The 21,703-nt window shown below is 63.3% G+C and carries 17 protein-coding genes and 1 pseudogene; 5 read left to right on the top strand and 13 right to left on the bottom strand.

Annotated features, from left to right (window positions below):
- Nucleotides 1–48 precede the first annotated feature (48 nt).
- The 9 genes from ACFQ50_RS12155 to ACFQ50_RS12115 form a co-directional block, all read right to left on the bottom strand.
- Nucleotides 49–330, bottom strand: coding sequence for an HPr family phosphocarrier protein (locus tag ACFQ50_RS12155; protein WP_377995791.1), 282 nt, complete (start codon nucleotides 328–330; stop codon nucleotides 49–51).
- A gap of 87 nt (nucleotides 331–417) precedes the next feature.
- Nucleotides 418–1,941, bottom strand: a complete 1,524-nt coding sequence (locus ACFQ50_RS12150; protein ID WP_377995790.1) for a PTS ascorbate transporter subunit IIC — start codon at nucleotides 1,939–1,941, stop codon at nucleotides 418–420.
- 39 nt (nucleotides 1,942–1,980) lie between these two features.
- Nucleotides 1,981–2,253, bottom strand: coding sequence for a PTS sugar transporter subunit IIB (locus ACFQ50_RS12145; protein WP_377995789.1), 273 nt, complete (start codon nucleotides 2,251–2,253; stop codon nucleotides 1,981–1,983).
- Between the two features lie 49 nt (nucleotides 2,254–2,302).
- On the bottom strand, nucleotides 2,303–2,764 hold the full coding sequence (locus ACFQ50_RS12140) for a PTS sugar transporter subunit IIA (protein ID WP_377995788.1): 462 nt from the start codon (nucleotides 2,762–2,764) through the stop codon (nucleotides 2,303–2,305).
- A gap of 148 nt (nucleotides 2,765–2,912) precedes the next feature.
- Nucleotides 2,913–3,926, bottom strand: coding sequence for a LacI family DNA-binding transcriptional regulator (locus tag ACFQ50_RS12135; RefSeq protein WP_377995787.1), 1,014 nt, complete (start codon nucleotides 3,924–3,926; stop codon nucleotides 2,913–2,915).
- A 71-nt stretch (nucleotides 3,927–3,997) separates the two neighbouring features.
- Entirely contained in the window at nucleotides 3,998–4,657 is a 660-nt protein-coding gene (locus ACFQ50_RS12130; protein ID WP_377995786.1) for a nucleoside/nucleotide kinase family protein, read from the bottom strand.
- Nucleotides 4,658–4,720: 63 nt separating this feature from the next.
- Nucleotides 4,721–5,770: a rhamnose ABC transporter substrate-binding protein gene (locus ACFQ50_RS12125; protein WP_377995785.1), complete on the bottom strand. Its 1,050-nt coding sequence runs from the start codon at nucleotides 5,768–5,770 to the stop codon at nucleotides 4,721–4,723.
- Between the two features lie 36 nt (nucleotides 5,771–5,806).
- Nucleotides 5,807–6,865, bottom strand: coding sequence for an ABC transporter permease (locus tag ACFQ50_RS12120; RefSeq protein WP_377995784.1), 1,059 nt, complete (start codon nucleotides 6,863–6,865; stop codon nucleotides 5,807–5,809).
- Nucleotides 6,866–6,867: 2 nt separating this feature from the next.
- The gene (locus ACFQ50_RS12115; RefSeq protein WP_377995783.1) at nucleotides 6,868–9,552 is read right to left on the bottom strand and encodes an ATP-binding cassette domain-containing protein; all 2,685 of its coding nucleotides are present in this window, start codon (nucleotides 9,550–9,552) and stop codon (nucleotides 6,868–6,870) included.
- Between the two features lie 1,081 nt (nucleotides 9,553–10,633).
- On the opposite strand from ACFQ50_RS12115, the gene ACFQ50_RS12110 reads away from it, so the two are divergent.
- A complete protein-coding gene (locus ACFQ50_RS12110; protein WP_377995782.1) occupies nucleotides 10,634–10,825 on the top strand; it encodes a hypothetical protein in 192 nt (63 codons plus the stop codon).
- Between the two features lie 118 nt (nucleotides 10,826–10,943).
- On the opposite strand, the gene ACFQ50_RS12105 is transcribed toward ACFQ50_RS12110, so the two are convergent.
- Nucleotides 10,944–12,428, bottom strand: a complete 1,485-nt coding sequence (locus ACFQ50_RS12105; RefSeq protein ID WP_377995781.1) for an MFS transporter — start codon at nucleotides 12,426–12,428, stop codon at nucleotides 10,944–10,946.
- A 125-nt stretch (nucleotides 12,429–12,553) separates the two neighbouring features.
- On the opposite strand from ACFQ50_RS12105, the gene ACFQ50_RS12100 reads away from it, so the two are divergent.
- Nucleotides 12,554–13,219 (top strand): TetR/AcrR family transcriptional regulator, encoded by a 666-nt coding sequence (locus ACFQ50_RS12100; RefSeq protein WP_377995780.1) that lies wholly within the window; start codon nucleotides 12,554–12,556, stop codon nucleotides 13,217–13,219.
- A gap of 863 nt (nucleotides 13,220–14,082) precedes the next feature.
- Here the strand turns inward: ACFQ50_RS12100 and ACFQ50_RS12095 are convergent.
- Both ACFQ50_RS12095 and ACFQ50_RS12090 read right to left on the bottom strand, forming a co-directional pair.
- Nucleotides 14,083–15,180: an oxygenase MpaB family protein gene (locus tag ACFQ50_RS12095; protein ID WP_377995779.1), complete on the bottom strand. Its 1,098-nt coding sequence runs from the start codon at nucleotides 15,178–15,180 to the stop codon at nucleotides 14,083–14,085.
- A 39-nt stretch (nucleotides 15,181–15,219) separates the two neighbouring features.
- Nucleotides 15,220–16,638: an aldehyde dehydrogenase family protein gene (locus ACFQ50_RS12090; RefSeq protein ID WP_377995778.1), complete on the bottom strand. Its 1,419-nt coding sequence runs from the start codon at nucleotides 16,636–16,638 to the stop codon at nucleotides 15,220–15,222.
- Between the two features lie 112 nt (nucleotides 16,639–16,750).
- Here ACFQ50_RS12090 and ACFQ50_RS12085 point away from each other — a divergent pair, with 112 nt between their 5' ends.
- The 3 genes and pseudogenes from ACFQ50_RS12085 to ACFQ50_RS12075 all read left to right on the top strand — a co-directional run.
- The gene (locus ACFQ50_RS12085; protein ID WP_377995777.1) at nucleotides 16,751–17,449 is read left to right on the top strand and encodes a TetR/AcrR family transcriptional regulator C-terminal domain-containing protein; all 699 of its coding nucleotides are present in this window, start codon (nucleotides 16,751–16,753) and stop codon (nucleotides 17,447–17,449) included.
- Between the two features lie 1,152 nt (nucleotides 17,450–18,601).
- On the top strand, nucleotides 18,602–19,468 hold the full coding sequence (locus ACFQ50_RS12080) for a glycoside hydrolase family 3 N-terminal domain-containing protein (protein ID WP_377995776.1): 867 nt from the start codon (nucleotides 18,602–18,604) through the stop codon (nucleotides 19,466–19,468).
- An 86-nt stretch (nucleotides 19,469–19,554) separates the two neighbouring features.
- Nucleotides 19,555–20,203: pseudogene (locus tag ACFQ50_RS12075) on the top strand (IS3 family transposase); the annotation flags it as partial.
- On the opposite strand, the gene ACFQ50_RS12070 reads toward ACFQ50_RS12075, so the two are convergent.
- A complete protein-coding gene (locus ACFQ50_RS12070; protein WP_377995775.1) occupies nucleotides 20,200–21,549 on the bottom strand; it encodes a nitrate/nitrite transporter in 1,350 nt (449 codons plus the stop codon). The pseudogene ACFQ50_RS12075 and the gene ACFQ50_RS12070 sit on opposite strands and share 4 nt — an antisense overlap.
- Nucleotides 21,550–21,703: the final 154 nt, after the last annotated feature.

The following is a 21,703-nucleotide window of genomic DNA, read 5'->3' as shown; positions in this document are numbered from 1 at the left end:
CCGCAGAGCTGCGGGACTCAGCGCCAGCCATCCTTGGATACCTTGCCGCTAGCTGTCTGCGTCGTGGTCTGTCTGCAGGATGTGTACCAGTGAATCCAGTGCTTCATCGGCATTTGTTCCTTCGGCCCGAAGCACGACGGTAGTGCCGTGGGTTGCCCCCAATCCCATGAGCGAGAGCACGCTGGAGGCGTCCACGGCTTCGCTCGCGGGGGTCCCTTCGAGGGCGACGGTCACTTCGAGGGGAATGTTGCCGGCTGCTTCGGCGAAGATCGCGGCGGGGCGGGCATGTAGGCCTACCCGGCTTGCAACGGTGGTGGTGCGTTCTGTCATCTGATGGTCCTTTGCTGTGTCGCTGGGGTGTTAGGCCGCGAGTGCCTTAACACTCCTTCCTGGGCGAGGGGGGTAGTTCCCGACGGTTTAGGAAGCAGTGTTTCGGGCCATTTCCTTATGGGCTGTTTCTTTGGCGGCCGCCTTTTGTGCAGCTTCAGCTGCCTTTTCCCCGGCAATCCAGGCGTCGCGCTTCGCGCCGGGGATCCAGCCGGTATTGACGACTTTGAGTTGGAAAATGATGGCGGATGTTACTAGCGCCACGGCGATCAGGATGGTCAGGAAAACTCCGACGGTGGCTCCGCCCCGGAGGCTGAGGCCGATGAGGGTGCCAAACCAGCCGAAGTCGGCGTCACCGAATGTGCTGTTGGAAAGGCCGAACTGGCCAAGTACCAGGAGGAGGACGGCGGGGAGGATAGTGATGACGACACCGTTGACGAAGCCTCCAAGGGCAGCGCCGCGGCGGCCGCCTGTGGCATTGCCGTAGACACCCGCGCCGCCGCCGGTGAAGAAGTGCGGCACCATTCCCGGGAGGATGAGCGCTAGGCCGAAGACCGGGTTCAACCATAGCGCCAAGAGGCCCAGGGCGAGGAGTCCGCCGGCGAATGAGCTCAGGAACCCGATCAGCACGGCATTGGCGCCGAAGGGGAACACGATGGGGATATCCAGGGCGGGTTTGGCGCCTGGAACGACTTTTTCCGCAATCCCCTGGAAGGCGGGGACGAGTTCGCCGAGAACGGTGCGGACACCGTAGAGAATGATGGCCACCCCGACTCCGAACTGGAGGGCCTGGGCGAAGCCGGCCATGACGAAATCGCCGGCGTCGGTGGCTTCGAAGATTGCCAGTGCCTTCTGCAGGGGCAGGGCGATGAGGCCCCAAACGGTGAAGACCATGTAGATAAGGACCATTGAGAGGGAGGTGGCGACCATGGAGTCGCGAAGAAATTTCAGTCCCTGCGGGAACTCGATGTCTTCGGCCGATTTGCTGCGGCGCCCCGCGACCTGGCCCGTTGTGGCTGCGGCGATGTAGCCGAGTGAACCGAAGTGGCCGATGGCGATCGCGTCGTTTCCGGTGATTTTCTTCGTCCAGGGGTGGAGGAAGGCGGGCATGACCACCATGATGACTCCGAGGAGGACAGCACCGATCAGGACGACGAGCCACCCCAGGTTTTCCCCAAATCCCACGGAGAGGACAACGGTGATCATGGTGGCCATGAACACCATGTGGTGCCCGGTCAGGAACACGTACTTAAGTGGGGTGAACCGTGCCAGGACCAGCATGATCACGAAGCCGAGGGTCAGTACGTAGGCGCTTTGGGCCCCGACCTGGTCTTGGGCCATCGCGGTGATGACCTCGTTGGTGGGGATAACGCCTTGGGCGCCGGTCACTGCGAGGATGAGCTTGCCGAGCGGGTCAAGGGAGCCGACGACGACGGTGGCGCCTGCGCCGAGGATCAGAAAGCCGACGGCTGCCTTTAATGCCCCTCCGATGACTTGTCCTGCGTTGCGGCGCAGGGCCAACAGGCCAACGGCGGTGATGATGCCGATGAGGTAGGCGGGCACATTCAGGATTTGTTGACCGATGAAATTGAGGATGACTGCGAGCCAGTCCATGACGGTGCTCCTTTCCGGGTTTAGGTAAGGGGTGGCTGGTTACTGGACGGCTTGGGTGAGTTTTTCTTCGATTTCGTCGAGATCGAAGAAGTTGTCGATGATGATGACCTTTGCGGGGACCTGCCCGAGTTCACCGGCGAGCTCATCGGAGGTCAGGACGACCCGGGCTGTCTGCGCTGCGCCTTTGGCCACACCGATGTCGGCGGCTTCGACCTCGGCGTCGATTCCGAGTTTTGCGAGTACTTTTTCGGCGTTCATCTTGAGCAGGATCGAGGTGCCAATGCCCATGCCGCATACTGCAACGATTTTCATGGTTGTGCCTTTCATAAGGATGGATCTGTAATAGGTGTTGGTGCAGGTCTCAGGAGGTGGCAGCGGCGGCTTCTGCGAGGATCGTGCGGACTTCGTCCTCCGTGACGGCTGCGTCCAGGCTTGCCCGTACTGCTTTGTCGGAAAGAACACCCGCCATGGCTTTCAGGACCTCGATGTGGGTGTGGTGGTCAATGGCTGCCAGCCCGATGACCAGAGTGACCGGATCATTTTTTGGATGCCCGAATTCGACCGGGCTGTCGAGGCTGACCCAACTGAGCCCGCTGTGAAGGACGGCGTCGGACGGGCGTGCATGGGCGAGGGCGATTCCGGGCGCGATTACGATGTAGGGCCCGTGCTCCTCGACCGCGGCAATCATCTGCTCCGTGTAGTCACCAGTCGTTGCACCTCCGGAGGCGAGTCCGTCTCCGGACAGTCGGATGGCGTCACGCCAGGTCGTTGCGGTTGCTTTCGTTGATATGGAGCAGAGGGAATCGGCGAGGTTGAGGGCCATGAAAGGACCTTTCTGTGTGTTTTGGGCATGCGTCATCGCGTGGACGGCATCCGGGCGCGTTGAAGGAGGTGTGGGGGCATGACCGGCTTAGCCGCCGCGGGGGAGTCGAAGCGGGTAGCCTGGAAGTCAAGTGTGGGCGGGAAAGCGGTTAGATGCCTTTTCCGCCGGAGTCCCGGACGACGAGCCGGGGGGTGAGGCGTACTTCCCGGGGTTTGAGCTCGGGTTCGCGGATCCGCTGGAACAGCATTTCGGCTGCGAGGGTTCCGAGTTCTTCAATGGGCTGGGCCATGACCGTCAGCCGGGGGTCGAACAGGTCAGCCCAGGGAAAGTCGTCATAGGCCACGAGTGCCACGTCATCCGGTACCCGGAGGCCCAGTTCACGAAGGGCCTTCATTGCACCGATGGTCATTTGATTGTTGGCCGTGATTAACGCCGTTGGCGGTGATTCCAGTGCCATCAGTGCCTTGATCGCCTGTCCGGCGGGCTCCGCCTCGGAGTGGCCGTCCCGGATGAGTCCCTGGTCCAGTCCTATGCCGGCTCGTTGCAGTCCGAGGATGTAGCCCTCGAGCCGCTCGATGGTGGTGCGAAGGCCGGGCCGTCCGGAGATCATGGCGATCCGGCGGTGACCGCGTTCGGTCAGGTGCCGGACCAGCTCCGCGGTGGGTTCGGTATTTTCCACCCCAATGGCATCGACGGGCTGTGAGGGGTCAAGATGTTCCGGAACCCGGTCGATAAGAACGGTGGCAATTTTCCGGCGGGAGATCTGTCGCAGGGCCTCTTGTGGGTCAGCGGAGGGGGCGAGGATGATCCCTGCCGGACGCTGCGCGAGCAGATCCCTGACGGCGCGCAGTTCCCGCTGGGGGTCATCATGAGTGTCGGCCAGGACCAAGCTGTAGCCCAGCTCTGTCACGTGTTTTTCGATGGAGTGGACAACTTCACCGAAATACGGGTTGGACATAGCTGAGATGGCAAGGCAGATGGTGTGTGTCTTGCCGGTGCGCAGGGACTTGGCGATCCCGTCGTTGACGTACCCGGTGGCCTCGATGGCTGCGGTGACGGCCTTCTCGGTTTCCGGGGCGATGCGGCGGGTTTTGTTTACGACGTGGGAGACCGTGGTCTGTGAAACGCCTGCGACTTGTGCCACTTCGCTCATGGTTACCATGTGATCTCCTTCCGCCGTCCCTATTGTTCCATCCGCCGTCGGCTCCGGCTGCACCGTACCTGGCTGGGCCGTCATGTGAGCCGGACGATCAGGTCGGCCGAGCCCCTGGTGGTCCTTATGAAGTCAGCGTTGGGTTCGTCGGACCTGTGGACCCATTCCACGGCCTTGGACAAGGCCTTTCCGAAATGGACGTGCCGGTCGATGAGTCTGGTCAGTCTCAGCTCGTCCGGGGTTTCCAGGTACCAGACCTGGTCCAGTTCTGCCCGCACAGCCTGCCACCGTGGATCGGGAGCGAGAAGGTAGTTCCCTTCGGTGATGACCACGGGGTGGTCCCTGGGCACGGGGATGGACGCGGCGATGGGTTCTTCCAGTCCGCGCCGGTAGGCGGGTGCGTAGACCACATCTTCCTCGCGGGACCTGATCCGCTTCAGCAATGAGCGGTAACCGCCAACATCGAACGTGTCGATGGCCCCTTTGCGATCCAGTTTCGGGGAGTCCTTGATGACGTCGTGACCGAGGTGGAACCCGTCCATGGGGACTACCACGGCGCGGTCGCTGCCCAGCGCCTGTGCGAGCTGATCGGCAAAGGTGGACTTCCCAGCACCGGGCGCCCCGCACAGGCCAAGAATGATCCGTCCCCCGGGCGACAGTCCTGTCATGATCCGTTGCACCAGCTGGTCAACGTCGGCCTCCAGGGTTTCAGGGACCGGCTGCCGGTTACTCAGCTCCATGAATGTAGCTCCTTGTGGATTGGTGTCTGCGGCTGGCCGGGGCCCGGCCAGCCGCAGGGGGCATTAGAACGCGAATTCGTCCACGTTTGCGGGGGTCACGATCTTGGCCGGTCCGAGGATGACAGTCTTCTCATCGCCCACGGTGTAGGAGCCGAGCTTGCCGGCATCGAACTTTTCACCGGGTTTACCGGTCACGGTGCAGCTGGCGGCGGCCTTGGCGGCGTAGAACGACAGGTAGCCCAGGTCGGTGACGTTCCACCAGATGTCCTGGACGTTGCCGGTCTCGATCTGCTTCTTAATCAGGGACGCCGGTGCAAGGCCCGTGAGCTTGACCTTGCCCAGCGCACCGATCTCATCCAGCGCTGTGGCTGCCGCCGGCAGCGAGATGCCGGCCGGGACGATGATGCCTTTGAGGTTGGGGTGGGTGGTGACCAGTTCCTTGGCGCGGTTGGCGCTGACATCTGCCTTCTCTTCGCCGTAGACGACGTCGACGAGTTTCATGCCGCTGAACTTCGCCTCACTTCCAAGCCTCTTCTTGATGTCTTCGATCCAGGCGTTCTGGTTGACCGCTGTCTGGGTGGAGGACAGGATGGCGAATTCGCCCGTACCGCCCAGGAGGTCGCGCATGCTGTCCAGCATGCCGGTGCCCAGTTCATCCGTCTTGGCCTGGTTCACGAACAGGGACCTGGCGTCGGGGGCGACGTCGGAGTCGAAGGTGATGACCTTGATTCCTTGGGCCTGGGCTTTCTTCAGCTCCGCGGCGGCACCGTTGAGATCGCTGCCTGAGATGGCGATGACGTCAACTTTTTGGGAAATCAGCTGCTGGACAAAGGGGATCTGGGCCGCGCCTGTAGCCTCGCTGGGTGAGGTGTAGACGACCTTGTTCGAGCCGCCCAGTTCGGTGGCTGCCTTCTGCGCGCCGTCCCTGACCGTGGTCATGTACGGGTCATCGCCGAGCTTGGGAATGTAGCCGACGGTGATGTTGTCCTTCGGGGTGCAGGTGCCTGACCCGGAGGAGGCGTTGCCGCCAGAGGGTGTGCAAGCAGTCAATGCAAGGCTGGCGAGGCTCAGAACGGCGAGGCCCGACAGGGCAGCACGTGCAGGTGTACGCATGTGAATCTCCTATGATTTTGCGGGGTTGAGGCTGGTTTATTGGGTGGGTAGAACGGTAGCGGCCGGTTCTGGGGCCGGGTTGCCCAGTTGCTGGGCCCGTGTCCTGCGGCTGGCCAGCAAGGCCGAGGTGCGGTTTGCGATGTTCGCCATGAGCAGGGAAACGATGAGGACGAGTCCGACGACGGCTGCCTGGCCGTAGGCGCCGAAGTTCTGCAGCTGGAGCATGCTGCGGATGGCGATGACGACAACCAGTGCCCAGAGCACGCCATTCATTTTTCCTTTGCCGCCCAGGAAGCTGACGCCGCCCAGGAACACGACGGTCACCACGTCCAGCTCGTAGCCGATGGCGCCGTCCGGTGCTGCCGAGGAGGTGATGCCGACGTGGATGATGCCGGCGAGGGCCGCGACAAGCCCGGAGGTGACGAACAGCTGGAAGATGATCCGGGATTTCCTGACGCCGGAGTACGACGCCGTGTCGGGGTTGCCGCCGATGGCGAAAACGCGCCGCCCGAACGGTGTCTTGTGCAGCACAATATAGAAGACCGGCGCCAGGAGCAGGAACGGGACAATGGCTGCCGGGATGTAGGTGCCGAGGACCGAGTCGTTGCCCAGCGAGATGATTTCCGGGGGCATGTTGCTGATGGGTGTGCCTCCGACGAGCACGTAGCACAGCCCGCGGAACAGGGCCAGGGTGCCCAGGGTGACCACCAGGGAGGGCAGGCGGAGCACAGCGACGAAGAAGCCGTTGAGGGCGCCGCAGGCGAGTCCTACTGCCAGTGCCACGGCTCCGGCGGCCATCGTGGATCCACCGGACTGGACGGTCAGGCCGAAGGCGATGCCTGCCAGGCCGGCGGTGCTGGCGACGGAGATGTCGATTTCGCGGGCGATGATAAGGAACACCAGCGGCAAAACCATCAGGGCTTTCGCGGCCATGCGGGCAACGGATGAGCCCAGGTTATAACCGTCTGCGAACCCTGGGGTGGTGATGGCTGCAATGATGATCATGGCGATGGCGAAGGCCCCTAGGAGCCCTTCCCAGGACAGAAGCCGGGACTGGAGACGCTGCGGCCACCTGGCGGTGGTTGTTGTCGACATGTTCAGTGTCCTTTCGCCTTGTTCCGGCGGCTGTGGAGTATGACGTCCACGGAGACCGCGGCAATAATGGCGGCTCCGTAGACTGCCTGGAGGTATTGATCGGGTACGCCGGCGATGGTCAGGACCTTCCTGATCGCCAGGAGCCCAACGGTGCCGATCAGGACACCGACGACGGTGCCCGACCCGCCCCTGAGGGCGACTCCGCCGACGACGACGCCGGCGATGACAGCGGTCTCGAGTCCGAAGGCGACCTGTCCGTCCACGAAGGGATAGTAGGACGCCCACATCGCACCGACGGCACCGGCGAGGAGTCCTGAGATGGTGAACGCAGTTAGGGTTCGGCGCTTGGCGGGGATGCCGATCAGTTCCGCGCCGGCGGGGTTGGACCCGGCGAAGTATGTTTCGCGGCCCTTGGCGGTCCACCAGAGAATGAATCCGGCCAGTGCGAAGATCAAGATGGCACTTAGTTGCACGGGTGAGATGCCGAGGAAGGGCTCTTTGGTCATGGTGAGCCAGTCCGCCGGGACCTGTTCGGGTTTGACCCGGTCTCCTGAGGAGATGATGCTCAGCACGCCCCGGTACAGCGCAAGTGTTCCCAGGGTCACGACGATGGAGGGAACTCCGCCGTAGGCGATGACTGACCCGTTGATGAGACCGCAGAGCAGCCCGACCGCGAGGGCGACACCGATGCCCAGAATGAGAGGAGCGTCCGGTGCCGTCCTCATGGTTGCGGCGGAGGCGTAGGCAGCAAGGCCCAGGGTGGAGGCGACGGAAAGGTCGATGTTCCGGGTCAGGATTACCAGCATTTGGCCGATCCCGACGATGCCGAGCATGGCCGAGTAGTCGGCCAAGTCGTGCAGGTTATCGCCCGAGTAAAAGTTGGTGTTGAGCAGGCTTAATGGGGCGACTACGGCGGCCAGCGCCAGAAGCAGTCCAAGTTCCCGGCGTCCCAGCGCCTGCCGGATCCAGGAGAGGGTGCGGCCCCTCGTCGCAACCCCGGGCTGTTGCCGGGGTGGCCGGAACTGCTGCGGTTCCGTGGCGGAGGTGGGTTCTTCTGCGGGTTTCGGGGTGCTTCGTGAGGGAGCGTGCAGACCGGTGGCTGCGAGGCCGATGTCGTACTGGTTGGCGTGTTCGCGGTCGAACTCCGCGACGAGGTCGCCGTGTTTCATGACGTAGATGCGGTCGCACGCGCCGAGAAGTTCGGGCATGTCCGAAGAAATCAGCAAGATGGCGATCCCCTGTGCTGAGAGTTCACGGATGATCCGGTGGACTTCGGCTTTGGCCTGCACGTCGATGCCCTGCGTCGGTTCATCCAGGATCAGCAGTTTCGGCTGAGTCGCAAGCCATTTGGCCAGGACCACCTTCTGCTGATTGCCCCCCGAAAGATTGCCGATTGGCTGGCCGTAGCCCGCGAATTTCAATTTCATCCGCTCGAGCGGGCCCTGCACCATGGCGAGTTCGGCTTTGGTACTGATCAGGCCCCACCGCGTGGCCTTGCCGACAACGGGCAGCGTCGCATTGTCCAGGATGGTGAAGTCTTCAACGATACTTTGGCCGCGGCGGTCCTCCGAGACGTAGGCGATTCCTTCGGAGATGGCGTGCGCCGCGGACTTGATGGTCCGTTCGTCGCCGTTGAGCAGGATCTTCCCGGATGTCGGTCGTTCCATCCCGAATACTGCGCGGGCCACTTCGGTGCGGCCGCTGCCGATCAGCCCGGCCATTCCCACGACTTCTCCCGCGCGCACGTTCAGATCAATGTTCCTGAACTTTCCATCGGAGGTGAGTCCCTGAAGTTCCAGGACGGTGTCTCCCAGGACTGCAGCTGACCGTTCATACAGGTCGCCCAAGGCGCGGCCGACCATGAGTTTCACGATTTCTTCTTCGGTAACGTCCGATGTCCGGCGGGTATCAACGAAGGCACCGTCGCGAAGCACCGTCAGACGTTCCGAAATCCTGAAGATCTCCTCCAGTCTGTGACCGACGAACATCATCGCCACGCCCTGCTCCTTGAGGCGGTCAATCACCTCGAACAGGCGGTCCACCTCGGCTGTGGTAAGAGCGGCGGTCGGCTCATCCAGGATCAGGACCTTCGCCTCTGAGACCAGGGCCCTGGCGATTTCCACGAGCTGCTGCTCGGAGATGCGCAGGGATCCCACGGGCATCGTGACGGGCCGGTCGAGCCCGAGCTGGGCAAGGACCCTTTGAGCCTCTGCCTTCATCCTCGTGTGATCCAGCAATCCGGCACGGGAACGAAGCGGCTGCCCGGCAAAGACGTTCTCCGCGATGGACAGATCCGCGAAGAGCCCGGGGTGCTGATGGACCACCGCCACACCGTGCTTATGCGCCTCCAGCGCGGTCGCAAAATGAACTTTTTCGCCTGCGACGCGGACGGTTCCGCCATCGGGCTGATATACCCCACCCAGCATCTTCACGCATGTACTCTTTCCCGCCCCGTTTTCCCCTACGAGGGCAAGAACCTCCCCGGGGAACAACTGGAAAGACACATCCGCGACGGCGACAGTGTGACCAAAGAATTTCGAAACGCCTGCGAGCTCGGCAGCCGCCACTTGGCTATAGGCCGCAGGCTCGCGCTCCCCGTCGACACCGGGGGCGGCAGGGGTAGTCCGTGTTACATCCACGATGATGTCCTCCAAGAAATTTTCACGGCCGGGCAAGTCGATCGGCATTCGTATGCGCATTCGTATGCGCGGTGAAGCAATCGTATGCGCATGTGAAGTGGATTACAAGGCCGAGTGCAATATGGCCCACTGCGAGGTCGGGCCGAAGTTCCCCACTTCTTTCAACATTGGTAGCAGCAGCGGCCGTAGAGCACGAGGGACAGTACTGAGTGGCTCGTGGACATCGCCGCCACTGGGGGCTTGTTCCGCAGCCCTGCATGATCGATCTTGAAGTCGCCAGCTGGACGACACTGGGCGGGGCGAGAGAGGGCCCGCATCGCCCTGCCAAAGTCACAGGCCGGGATTCAGGGTTTCCTGGCACGGCAGGCAGACCGCAACGAGATGCCCGACTTCCGCATCAAAGAGCGTTCGGATCCAACGCCGACAATGGACCATCCGTCAAGCTGCGCAACGTGAAAAGAAGCGTTTCAAGGCAGTCGTTGCCCGTTCTCAGTTTTGTTGGCAAAAATCTCAGTGGACTTGGCAACCTGCGGATCAGGTCTCCTGTCTCACTTAACTTGGCAACGTGTGGCCCGAAAATCTCTGCTGTTGAGCGCAACGGATCTCGGGGAATCTGTCTCACTCAATCTGGCAAAACCGTAGGTCGGCGTTGTCAAGTTAACTGAGACGGGACTGTCGTGTCCGACGTCGATCTTGTTGGCAGAAATCTCAACGCTAACGCTGTCCATGACCAGCAGGGGAGTGGGAAGCCGGAAAGCCGGCTACAGCCGAGTCTGGGCAGAGCGACGTCACCGTCACGCTGCCGGCAGCAATGACGGTCAGGGCGCGTCCTGCGAAAGCGGTGGTCGGTGACAAGCCGGTTTTCGCGTATGTCGCGAAAGTGCTGCCCAGCCTCAGACGGCCGCAGTCGACTCTGCGGCGGGCACAACCGCCCACGGGATTGGCCCCGGCGATCCGGTACCGAGCGGGCGAATCGATGAGGCTTGCCGGGCTAAATACGCCGGAGTCCGTCCCTGCCGTGGTGTCCGCCTCCACGAGGCCGAAAAGGCCGGTGACCTGCGTAAAGGCCCGCCGGCCGCCGCGGTCGCAGAAACCATCGTCGGGTCTCTCGGGCACGGCCTCTTCGCGCATGAAGAATCAACAGCAGATTTCCTCGAGGGACTCCCCGGCGACCGTCTTCGACGGCATCGGCGCCAAGGTCACCTGGCCCGGCCGGCGGGCCCTGCAGCCGGTCATGTCCTCTGGATCCTCCGGGAAGGCCCCAGGCAAGAGCAATCCGTCGACTGTAGAACTGCCGAACCAGTTCGTTCGCCAGCTGTGACGTGCAAGAGTCACCGTGATCCAGGTGACCGCGAAAGGACCGGCGCTCCAAACGGGGCGCCGGTCCTCATGGTCTTTCGGCCGGTACGTGGCTGCCGTTGCATCCCGACCGCGCGGGGCTAGAGTGCTTGGGTTTCGATGACGGACGGATCGTCGATGCCGAGCGCGAGGGCCTGTTGGCGGCGTTTGCGCATCGACGGGGCAACGAGTGAGCCAATGATCGCGAGAACGGCGACGGCGGCGCAGGCCCAGAACCCGATAGTAAAGGCATCATTCATCGGCAAACCTTGGGGTGTGCTGTGCGATGAGATCAGTGCGGCGATGACGGCGGTGCCGATGCTGCTTCCTATGGTGCGGGCGATGGTGTTGGCGCTGATCGCCTCGCTGGTTTGCGTTGCAGGGACGCTTTCGATGATGGCGTTTGCCGTTGCGGCGAGGGCCAGGCCGATGCCCGCACCGGTCAACAGTCCGGAAAGTACGATCTGCCAGATCTCGCCGTGGGCGATCGCGGGGAGGATGAAGGCCGCTGTGACGGAGAGAGCGCCAATGAGCATGGGCGGCTTGGGTCCGACTTTGCGGATCATGATGCCGGCCACCGGGCCCAGGACGACCATCATGAGTACGGTGGGCAGCAGGTAGAGGCCTGCTTCGGAGACGGTTTTGCCGAATCCGTAGCCGACGGCGGTCGGCAGTTGGAGGAGGGTCGGGACCAGGACGAAGGTGCCGAACATGGCGAAGCCGAAGACGAGGGCGACGACGTGCGCGGTCCATACTCCGCGAAACTTGAACAGTCGCATGTCGATGAGCGGCTCCTTCACGCGGAGCTCTGCAAGAACAAAGGCTACAAGCGAGGCAGTGCCGAGGATGAGCAGGCTAACGGTCTTGAATGAGCCCCAGCCCCAGTTTTGCCCCTCGCTGATGGCCAGAAGGAGCGACACGAGCGACACGGTCAGGACCGCGGTGCCGAGCAGGTCCAGGCGGCCCGGCTTCCGGATGGGGGACTCGGGCATGCCGAAGATGGTGCCGAGGAGTGCAACCACGATGAGCACAAGCGGCAGCCAGAAAAGCCAGTGCCAGTCCAGGTTCTCGACGATGGGCCCGGCTGCCAGAATGCCGACGCCGGCGCCGATGCCAAAGATCGCGGACAACAGTCCGATGGTCACGCTGACCTTCCCGCCGGGAAGCTCGTCACGAACGATGCCAATCGACAGCGGCATGACCGCGCCCGCCGCACCCTGCAGGGCGCGGGCAACGATCAGAACCCCCAAGTTCGGAGCGAGGGCCGCCAGCAGCGTGCCGACGAGCAGAAGGGAGAGCACGACGATGAGGATCCGGCGCTTGCCCACCATATCTCCAAGGCGCGCAAAGATCGGCGTCAGCACCGAAGCGGACAGCAGGTAGGCCGTGAGGATCCAGCTGACATCCCCGGTGGCGGCGCCAAGGTCGTGCCCGATCGTAGAGAGTGCCGGGGCCACCAGTGACTGGAGAACCGCGAAGGACAGGCCGCCCAGCGCCAGATAAAAGGTGATGAGCGCGCTGTTGGGGCGATGCGCCGCAGCCTGGGGTATCGGACCCGTCGCGGGTTTCTCAATCGTGTGTGACATGACTCTCCGAACGTTGTAAACAAATGATGACTTATTCAATCGTAGGGAAAGTTCACGATAAGTCAATGCGCGTTTACATGGCCATGGGGCGGCGTGTATCGTGATGTCGGAACGAAAGGGAGCCCATGACCATCGCAACGCCGGTCGCTGACGACCGACGCAAACCTGGCGAACCTGGCGAACCCGGCGCCGTGAGATCCCGCGACGCCGGCAACACGCGGCAGCAGTTGCTTCAAGCGGCACGCCGCCGCTTTGCTTTCGACGGTTACAGCGCCACCACAGTGCGGGACATAGCCACCGATGTCGGTGTCAACGTTGCGCTTATTAATCGGTACTTCACATCCAAAGAGGGACTCTTCGAGGCCTGCTTGGCGAGTGCCGGCGAGCATCTCAGTGCTCCCGAGGCCACGGAGGTGACCGTGGATGAGATTCTGAAGAACATGATCAGCCATGTGGCAGGCTCGCCAACGAGAGACGACCCGTTGCAGCTGCAACTGTTGTTGATGCTGCGTTCGTCCGGGGATGAGCGGGCCGACTCCATCCGCCGCAACCTGATCCGATCCTTCGCCGAGCGGATGGCCGCAGCTGCCGGCTGGCAACCCGCAGACGCAGACGGTGAACGCTTCGTGCTGCGCGCCCAGATTGCACTGGCTACCGCAGTCGGCATCGTCCTGCTGCGATCCTCGACGGGCGTGGAACCCCTGACGTCGGCTTCCGAGGAGGAACTCAGCGGCCCCGTGGGCGAAGTCCTCGGCCTTTTGTTGTCGCCGTCGGGCGACAGCCGCCGTTAGCTCAATGTGCCTCGCGATAATCGGTACGGGGCAGTGTCACCGACGGCGTTTGACTGATCATGAACCGGACTCCGGAGCCTTGCGCTGGGTTCGTTGGCGTAGGGGTCCCGGGCGGGAGTGACAACCAAGCGGCTGCGGGTCATCGCCGGTGTCGCCGCTGCGGCCAACTTCCGTCGCCAGGTCCCCATCGGAGGCCCGGCCGGCAAGCGCTCCACATGCCTCGATGACGACAGATGGACCAGCCTCTGGAATCTTTTTCCCAGGCCGGGTCGCGGCGGGGCGGATCACCGCGGCCGCGTTCCCGACCGCATGGTCGCACCCGTCCGGGTGCGGTCGTAGGCCGCGGTCGCCAACCTGGCAGTCGCATGCCCAATCCTTGGCGCGCGCCGAGACGCTTGCCCCCACCGACTCAGTCGCCGCGGCAGCCCGGCAGTTGAACTTGGCGCGCGGCATCGTCGCCAGGATGTGGCTGCCCTGGGACCGCAAACCCGGGACTATGCCGCCCGCCGGTAGCCCCCGGGGGATGTCCCGAGGCGGGACCGGGCGCGTCACCGTGCCACGGGCAGCGCCTTGACCCGAGCGTTCAAGATATTCCGGATCGCAGACCGCGCCCTGGTGCTGCCCGGCGTCCAACACTTGGGTCGACCGGTCAACACCGACGGAAGCCTCCTCCAGCCCTAAGTTTACGGAAGGAGGCCTCCGCCCCAGGTCAGCCGGCAGCAACCAGTGCGTCCTTGGTTGAGTGCGTGACCCAAAGCGCGCGGCAGCCGTCGATGAGCAGCGGATTGAAGGCGGTGGAAACCCGGGTGACCACGGTGATCGATACCTCGGATCTTCTCCTTGGGGATTGCAGCGGTGTGGTGTCAGGCAGCCGATGCGGCGCGTTCGCGTTTGGCGGCGTCGTGCAGCTTTCGGGCGTGCTGTATGAGCTTGACACCATCGGGGCCCCACATGAGGCGCATCCAGTAGCGCTGCGCGAAGCTGCGCTGGAAGATCCAGACGAGCGGCAGTGCCATCTTCCGGGCGCGGCGGGCAGCGCGACTCTGTTTGGGCGTCAGACCCATGGACTGGTGCACATGGTCGGGAAAGCATCCGGTGACGGCTTTGCCGAACAGGCCGAACAGCACGCCCATCGGCATCAACACGCGCACCTGCGAGCGGTGGAAGTTCTTCTTGAAATTGCGCATGAGGAACGCCTGGTAGTCCTCCCCGCTCTCGACCATTGTGTGCATGGTCGCGCTGTGTCGGAAGAGATCGGCGTACTTTTCGTGCAGCGCATCCAGCTGGGACTGTGAGGTGGGTGGCTCGTCCGCATGCGGGAAGAGACGCACATAGGCTCCGAACTCTGCGATGTACGCGTCCCGCTGGGCAGGCGACACCGCGTGAGGGCGCTTGCCGTCGCGGAATGCCAGGCCCTCGTAGAGCCAGAGCATCGACTCCATCTCGGTGAGCGCCGCCCACATGGCGTCGCGGGGGCCGTTGGCCGCGTATCCGCCCAGTTCGGGTTCGCCGACATCGATGATGTCACTGACGACCTTGCCGTGGATAGCGATCAGGTGCTTCGCGATTCGCTCGGCACTGGGCGTGTCAGCGAGCCACATCGGGGCGTGAATGCCGGAGTTGCGCTGGGCGCGGTCGAACGCGTCCATGATTGTCAGGGTACCCTGCAGCCCCTTGCGGGTCATCGGATCCTTGTCGCGGACGCCCGCATCGACGGGTTTGTAGGTGGTCTGGACCTGCCCCTGCGCGACCGTCTCGAGGAAGATCGTCACTGGATGCAGGATGATATCCCAGGCCAGCGATCCGGGTCCGAACAGACCGTAGTCGACGGCCCCGTCCGCACGGCGGCTCTCGCCCGCAGGTGTGGGCACGCCAAATCGTCGCCAGCGCTGCTCGGAGCCGAACAGCCGTTCTTTGGTGACCACCACGTCGGCAGCCTTCGTATCTTGGATGACAGTCATTGCAGGATTTCCTCTGTTGGCATGTGAAGGTAACGCGGCTCAGGAGCCGATGAGCATTTTCGCCTTCTTGGCCGTGAACGGCGGGTAGGCGAATCGGGTTAGGTCTGGACCGGGAAGTTTGCGGAGTATGGCGCGTTCGTGGCTGAACGTTTGGAGGCTGTGTTCGCCGTGGTAGGCGCCCATACCGCTGCCGCCCACGCCGCCGAACGGCAGTGTGGGCACGCCCAGGTGCACCATGACGCCGCCGAACATCAGCCCGCCCGACGAAGTGCGGGCCGTGATCTTCTCCCGCGCCTCGCGGCTGGTCGTGAATGCGTAGAGGGCGAGCGGCTTGTCATTCGATCGGATCACCGCGATCGCCTCGTCCAGGCCTGCAACTGTGACGATTGGCAGGATTGGGCCAAAGATCTCCTGTTGCATCGCCGGCGAGTCAAGGGACACGTCGGTGAGCACCGTGGGTTCGACATAGCGCTGGGAGATGTCGACCTGGCCTCCGGCGACGACGGTGCCCGAGTCGATCAGCTTCGCAAGACGTTCCGTGTGCCGGGAATTGATGATCCGTCCGAAGTCCGGCGAAGTGCGGGGGTCGGTGCCGTACATAGCGGTGATGCGGGCCGCGATCGCCGCAGCGAGTTTGGGCGCGACATCGACGGTCGTCAGCACGTAGTCCGGGGCGACGCAGGTCTGCCCCGCGTTGGAGAACTTGCCCCACGCGATGGATGCCGCTGCCGCGTCGATGTCTACGGTGCTGTCGACCCACACGGGCGATTTGCCACCGAGTTCCAGAGTCACCGGGGTCAGCGTCTTCGCCGCGGCCTGCATGACGAGTGACCCGACTGCGCCGTTCCCGGTGTAGAAGATGTGATCGAAGCGCTCGGCCAGGAGATCCGTCGTCTCGGCGACGCCGCCCTCGACGACCTGGAAGGCCTCCGGATCGAGGTACTGCGGCACGAGCCGGGCAACGAGCTCCGAGCAGTGCGGGGCCAGCTCGCTCGGCTTTAGTACTACCGAGTTTCCCGCTGCGACGGCCCCGATGAACGGCATGAACAGCAAGTGAAGCGGATAGTTCCAAGGCCCGATGATCAGCACCGTTCCGAGCGGTTCCCGGTGGATAGTGGCGCGACTGGGTCCGATGCGGGTGAGCGAGCCGCCCACCGGCCGGTCGCGGGTCCAGCGCCGCAGGTTCCTGATCGCGGATTTCGCTTCGGCAACGATCGCTCCTACCTCGCTCAGGTGAGCCTCCACCGGCGCCTTGCCGAGATCGGCGGCCACCGCGACGTGAATCTCGTCCGCCGACTCCGACAGCATCCGCATCAGCGCCCGGAGCTGCGCGCGGCGCCAAGACAACGGCTGCGTCCGCCCCGAGTCGAAAGCGCGCCGTGCCGTCGCCACGGTGCGCGCGATGACGGTCGAGTCTGTGCGCGGGATCTCGGAAGCGGCGGTTGCGGACGTGGTCATCGCCGAACTCCTTTGTCGTCGGGTATTCCCCATGGGGAATAAGATTGTTGATAGGCTACCCTCGAGAAGTCGGGGCGTCAAGCACGGCCTTGTGAATCGAGGGGAGGTCCCAATGGAGTCAGCAGGTTCGGCACGGAGGGACGCATCAGGCGGGCGCAGGCAGGGCGAGCGCGCCGGGCTCGATGTGGATCGGATCGTCGAAGCGGCGAGTGCACTGGACCCCTCGGAAATCACCATGCGCCGGGTCGCCGCGCGTTTGGGAGTTGACCACAAGGCGCTTAACCACCATGTGGCCGATCGCGAGACGCTGATGGGGCTGCTCGCTTGGCGCGCCTTCGCGGCACACTTCGATGCCGATGCGCCGGCATCTGCCGACTGGAAGTCCGCCTGCGTGGACTACGCCGAAGCCGTCGTCGATGCCGCGGTCGCCGTCGGGCCACTGATTGATCATCTGAGTCTGCGCGGGGCACCGCTGACCGGCTTCGTTCTGCGGACGGAGCACTTCGTCGGCACGCTGGTCGCCGCCGGCTTCACCGACGAGCAGGCACTCCGCGCCACCGTCATCCTCACCAACCTGTGCATCGCGCATGCGAGGGACGTGGTCACGGCACGGACACTCGCCACCCATCCCCGCAGCGATGTCGTCCGCGCGGCCTTCGCTCAATCCGCTGACTCGTCTCCGGACGAAGATTTCCCAAACCTCACGAGAATCCTGGACGCCCAGATCGATACCTATAGCCACGGGCAGTTCACGTTCGCCCTGGCCGTGATCGTGAATGGACTCGCCTTGATCGCGGGCGTTCCGAACTGAGGGGCCTCCGTCACAGGGCCAGGCTCGAACGCCCGGCGGCGATTTACGGCGATCGGTGTCGTGAGCGTCGCTCACACCCCGGCCCCGCAGCAGGCGATCAGAGAGCGCCGGTTCCACGCAGCCGCCCGGCATAGAGGGCGCCCCCGGCGCGGAGGACGTCGCTTTCGGCCGTGACGGCGGCCGCCGAGGCGATAGTGTCCATGCTGATCCAATTTTCCGGTTTAGGTGAACAGCGATGGAGTGGCTTGATCCGTCAGCGCCGGTGGCGGGCAGCTCCTGGCAGTTGTTCCCATGCCTTGGCGACCTTGCGGAGTGGCTCTGAGATTGCCGGCGGTCGAAAAACTGTTGGCCATGGACGCCGGCCCCAAGAATGCGTGAAGTGTTGCAACAGTCGGCCACTCTACCGGGGGCATCTACTGCTACTGGAAGACCATCCGCGCAGCGGAAGAATCGCGCGATCAGGTAGCGCTGCTCGAATTCGAGGGCGCCTACCACCGCTCCGAGGTCTGCATGAACGCCAGCCTCGAGAGCGCCGGATTCCCTCTCGGCTTCGGCGCGGGCAAAGTGTTCACCACTGAAGCCTTCGGCGCCGAAACTCATGACACCTTTCACCGACGGGATCTGCCCGTACTCCGCAGCGGACACAACCCGGGAACTCACCTTGACAGCCATTGCCGACGGCTGCGAGCCGGTGAGCATCACCCTTGGTGTCCTCACAAACGCCAACGGCCTCCGGCCCACGACGACCGCGCCAACAAGAACGACCGAGTCTGAGCGTGCTGCAACCAGGTCATCTGCCATGGCAGGTTCGACTTCGGGACAGTGACTCTCGGCATGATCTCAGATCACGATCTCAGATGATGCGACGGCAGGCCCGACTTTCGCCCTACTTGTACCGGGCCTCGAACAGCTTCGACGCTCGACATGGTCCGGAAAATGGGCTTCACGACCGCCCTCCGAGGCGACCGAGAACCTCAAACGATGCCTCAACTGTGCCGGACGGGTCGCGCTCCCTCGCAAGCGCACGATCCTGCCATAGGTCTAACAGCAAACCGAAAGGATCTTCATGACAAACCTGGACACCCACGAGCGCGCGCTCGAATTGCTGCGCCAGATGACCCTCGTGGAAAAATCCCGCCAGTCGTGGGAATCATGGCTACCCCCATCCCAACGCCGGAAACAATGGCAGCACGGCTCTCCGAGGGAATCGGCCACCTCTCATCCGGAGCGCTCGGCGCAGCATTCCCCAAGCAACTGGCCGACATCAACAACGGCGTTCAGCGATACCTCCTGGAGCACACGCGCCTCGGCATCCCTGCAATGCTGCACGCAGAGGCCCTCAACGGCTTCACCGCCCCCGAGTACACCTCTTTCCCGACCGCCATCGGCCTGGCAGCAACGTGGGATCCCGATGCCGTGCAGGAGATGGCTGACACCATCCGCCGCCAGATGCGTTCTGTCGGCTTCGCGCAGGCACTTTCACCCGTCGTAGACATTGCCCGCGACGCCCGTTGGGGGCGCGTGCACGAGAACTATGGGGAAGACGTCCTCCTCACCTCCTCGATGGGCATCGCCTACGTGCGCGGGATCCAAAGCGACGACCTTAACCAATGGCGTCATCGCTACCGCTTAGCACTTCCTTGGCTACGGCGTATCCGGAGGAGCCCTGAACACCGCGGCCTCCGTCGCCAGTGGTCGGGATCTCTACGATGTATGCGCAACCCCTTTCGAGGCGATGATCAAAGAGGCGGGGCTTGCCAGCGTAATGAACTTCTACTCCGACATCGACGGGGTGCCGGCGGGCCGAACCGACAGATACTCTCAGACTTACTGCGCGGCCGAATGGGATTCACCGGATCAGTCATGTCCGACTACGGCACCGTGGAGCAACTCGTCACGCGTCAGAAGATCGCAGCAACACCCCAACAGGCAGGAATCCTCGCGCCTTCCTGCGCAGCCAGGAGGCCATCATTCGCGGCCATGAATTCGCAGCCGAGCGACCCGGCGCCGAGCTGCTGAAAGCCTCGGAACTGAGTCTGGACCACGGCCCCGGATCAGCGGATCCCTGAATATTCGGCTTCCAGCTGTCGATCGAGGCTCGCTGGTTCCTCGCCGACGAGCTGCCCGAGAAAGGAATCCGGGGCCGGCGAAAAACAGTGACCACGGCATCTGGTCGGTGTTCTCCAAGAAGCAGGCTTAGCCGGATGCTGGGGCCACCGATCCCCGACGACCTGTTGAAGCGGGGCTTTACCGCCGCTGCCCCGAACGAGCCGTGGTTCACGGACATCACCGAGCACACCACCCAGCGAGGGCAGCACTGCCCCTGTGCCGTCGAGGACCTCTATTTCGGGAGGATCTGCGGGTACTCGATGGTCTCACGATGAATTCCTCCCTGGCTTGGCTGCGCGGGGGAACGCGGTGCGGGCTGGCAGCTGGCTGGCACAGTGCTTCCCTGCGGTCGCAGGTCCCTGTTCCGGTCGCCCGCTTGGTTGAATTGCTCCAGCATCCCGGGTTGACAGGCCCAACGGGCAAGGTCGGCGCGTATGCGGACAGAAAAGCGATGGAATGGTTCTTCTCTCTGCTGCAGAAGAACGTCTTGGATCGTCAGCGGTGGCTCACCAGAAAGGAACTCCCGTTGGCATCACCACCTTGGATCAAGCGGACCTACCACGGCCGGCGACTGCAAAGTCGGCTGGAAAGACTCACGCCCCTCCCATTGAACGATCAAATCGGACCGCATTCGCAACGGGTTAAGAACCCGAGTCAACAGAAGCCAGGACAGCCGCGGTGTTCGCAGGGTTAGGATCGGTTTCGAGCTCCTTCTCCGTGTCGAACTCGCTGTGTTTGTCGCGGGCGCGGAAGACGGTCCATGCGATCGATAGCCCGACGAGCGCCACAATGGACATGGAGATCAGGAGAACGTTGACCCCCAGCGTGACGAGTGTCGGCACCACGATTGCGTAGCCTGCGACAGCGAAACGACCTACGGACAAGATCACGCCGACAGCCGTGTTGCGAAGCAGCACCGGGAAGGATCGAGCAGCCCAGAACTTCATGATGCCTTCACTCGCAAGCGCGGATCCGATCGCGGAAGGCAAGAAAAAGATCAGGTAGGTGACGAAGGAGAACCCGAACACCACGGGGATGAAGGGCGTAACAACCAGGAGAACGGCGCCGACCGTGAACAGCGGAAACCGGAACTTGGCGTTGCCGAGTTGCAGGAATGACAACAGGATGGCCACGATCGCGATCGGTATCGCGAACAGACCTGTCAACGACGCGTCCGCTATGGACACTCCTGCGACGTTGACCAAAAGGTAGGTGCCGTATTGGCCGATCGGGACGGCGGAAGCCATGACCAGCGTATAGAAGGCCAGCAGGCCCAGGAATGGCACTCGGTATGGTGCACGGAGAAGGTCCTTGACTGACGAACGGTCTGCTCGGACTGTGTCGATTCCCCGACGCCTCTCCTCCCTCGCCAACAGCCAGCTGGCGGACTCGGGAATTGTCAGCCGAAGAATGAGCACGACGAGCGTGATTACGCCGAGATAGCCGAGCAGGATCTGCGCGCCGGCAAGCCCCATGTTCCCTACGATTCCTCCGATGACCGCGGCGCTAATCCCACCCAAGGCAACGAATACGCCACTGAAGGCGATGAACAGGCCTCGCTGTTTGTCGGTGCGGGCCGCTTCCGTCATCGTCGTGAGCGCGACCGGAATATCCGCACCGGTTCCGAGTCCCATGAGCAGCGCCCCCACGACCAGCACGGGGAACGCGCTCGAGAACATCAGTACCGCCACCCCGGCGATGATGACGATCATGGTTCCGGTGAACACGCGTCGACGGCCGAGGACGTCTCCAAGACGGCCACCGACGATGGCCCCGAATGCGATGCCGAAGCCGAACAATCCAGTGAGGAGCCCGATCTGTTCGGGCAGCAGCCCGATCGCACCTTGATAGATCACGAGAACCACCGCGAACGCCCCGGCGATGCCGGTGTCGATAAAGCCGGCCATGCTGCAGATGATCGCCACCCACCAAGGGTTGGGCTGCTTTCGGACGGCGGCCACGGATGTGGTGAGCGGAACTTGGTCGGTCATCTTTGACTCCTGTGCTTCGGGCTGAGCGTGGCTTTGTTAGTTGGTGAGGGTTGCGACTTCAGGGCGTAAGGTGCGCCACCCGGGCCGGGTCGCCTATGGGACCTGTCCTCTGAAAATCGGCAGGCGTATGAAGGTCATCGGAGCTCGCGGTGAC

Source organism: Arthrobacter sp. NPDC056493 (assembly GCF_042795115.1).
GTDB lineage: Bacteria > Actinomycetota > Actinomycetes > Actinomycetales > Micrococcaceae > Arthrobacter.
The sequence above is the reverse complement of the archived record's forward strand: the minus strand, read 5'-3'. Positions and strand labels throughout refer to the sequence as shown.

Bases quoted from the DNA above. Each gene is read 5' to 3' on its own strand.
- ACFQ50_RS12155 (WP_377995791.1), bottom strand. From the start codon at position 330: ATGACAGAACGCACCACCACCGTTGCAAGCCGGGTAGGCCTACATGCC.
- ACFQ50_RS12150 (WP_377995790.1), bottom strand. From the start codon at position 1,941: ATGGACTGGCTCGCAGTCATCCTCAATTTCATCGGTCAACAAATCCTG.
- ACFQ50_RS12145 (WP_377995789.1), bottom strand. From the start codon at position 2,253: ATGAAAATCGTTGCAGTATGCGGCATGGGCATTGGCACCTCGATCCTG.
- ACFQ50_RS12140 (WP_377995788.1), bottom strand. From the start codon at position 2,764: ATGGCCCTCAACCTCGCCGATTCCCTCTGCTCCATATCAACGAAAGCA.
- ACFQ50_RS12135 (WP_377995787.1), bottom strand. From the start codon at position 3,926: ATGGTAACCATGAGCGAAGTGGCACAAGTCGCAGGCGTTTCACAGACC.
- ACFQ50_RS12130 (WP_377995786.1), bottom strand. From the start codon at position 4,657: ATGGAGCTGAGTAACCGGCAGCCGGTCCCTGAAACCCTGGAGGCCGAC.
- ACFQ50_RS12125 (WP_377995785.1), bottom strand. From the start codon at position 5,770: ATGCGTACACCTGCACGTGCTGCCCTGTCGGGCCTCGCCGTTCTGAGC.
- ACFQ50_RS12120 (WP_377995784.1), bottom strand. From the start codon at position 6,865: ATGTCGACAACAACCACCGCCAGGTGGCCGCAGCGTCTCCAGTCCCGG.
- ACFQ50_RS12115 (WP_377995783.1), bottom strand. From the start codon at position 9,552: ATGCCGATCGACTTGCCCGGCCGTGAAAATTTCTTGGAGGACATCATC.
- ACFQ50_RS12110 (WP_377995782.1), top strand. From the start codon at position 10,634: ATGAAGAATCAACAGCAGATTTCCTCGAGGGACTCCCCGGCGACCGTC.
- ACFQ50_RS12105 (WP_377995781.1), bottom strand. From the start codon at position 12,428: ATGTCACACACGATTGAGAAACCCGCGACGGGTCCGATACCCCAGGCT.
- ACFQ50_RS12100 (WP_377995780.1), top strand. From the start codon at position 12,554: ATGACCATCGCAACGCCGGTCGCTGACGACCGACGCAAACCTGGCGAA.
- ACFQ50_RS12095 (WP_377995779.1), bottom strand. From the start codon at position 15,180: ATGACTGTCATCCAAGATACGAAGGCTGCCGACGTGGTGGTCACCAAA.
- ACFQ50_RS12090 (WP_377995778.1), bottom strand. From the start codon at position 16,638: ATGACCACGTCCGCAACCGCCGCTTCCGAGATCCCGCGCACAGACTCG.
- ACFQ50_RS12085 (WP_377995777.1), top strand. From the start codon at position 16,751: ATGGAGTCAGCAGGTTCGGCACGGAGGGACGCATCAGGCGGGCGCAGG.
- ACFQ50_RS12080 (WP_377995776.1), top strand. From the start codon at position 18,602: ATGGCTACCCCCATCCCAACGCCGGAAACAATGGCAGCACGGCTCTCC.
- ACFQ50_RS12070 (WP_377995775.1), bottom strand. From the start codon at position 21,549: ATGACCGACCAAGTTCCGCTCACCACATCCGTGGCCGCCGTCCGAAAG.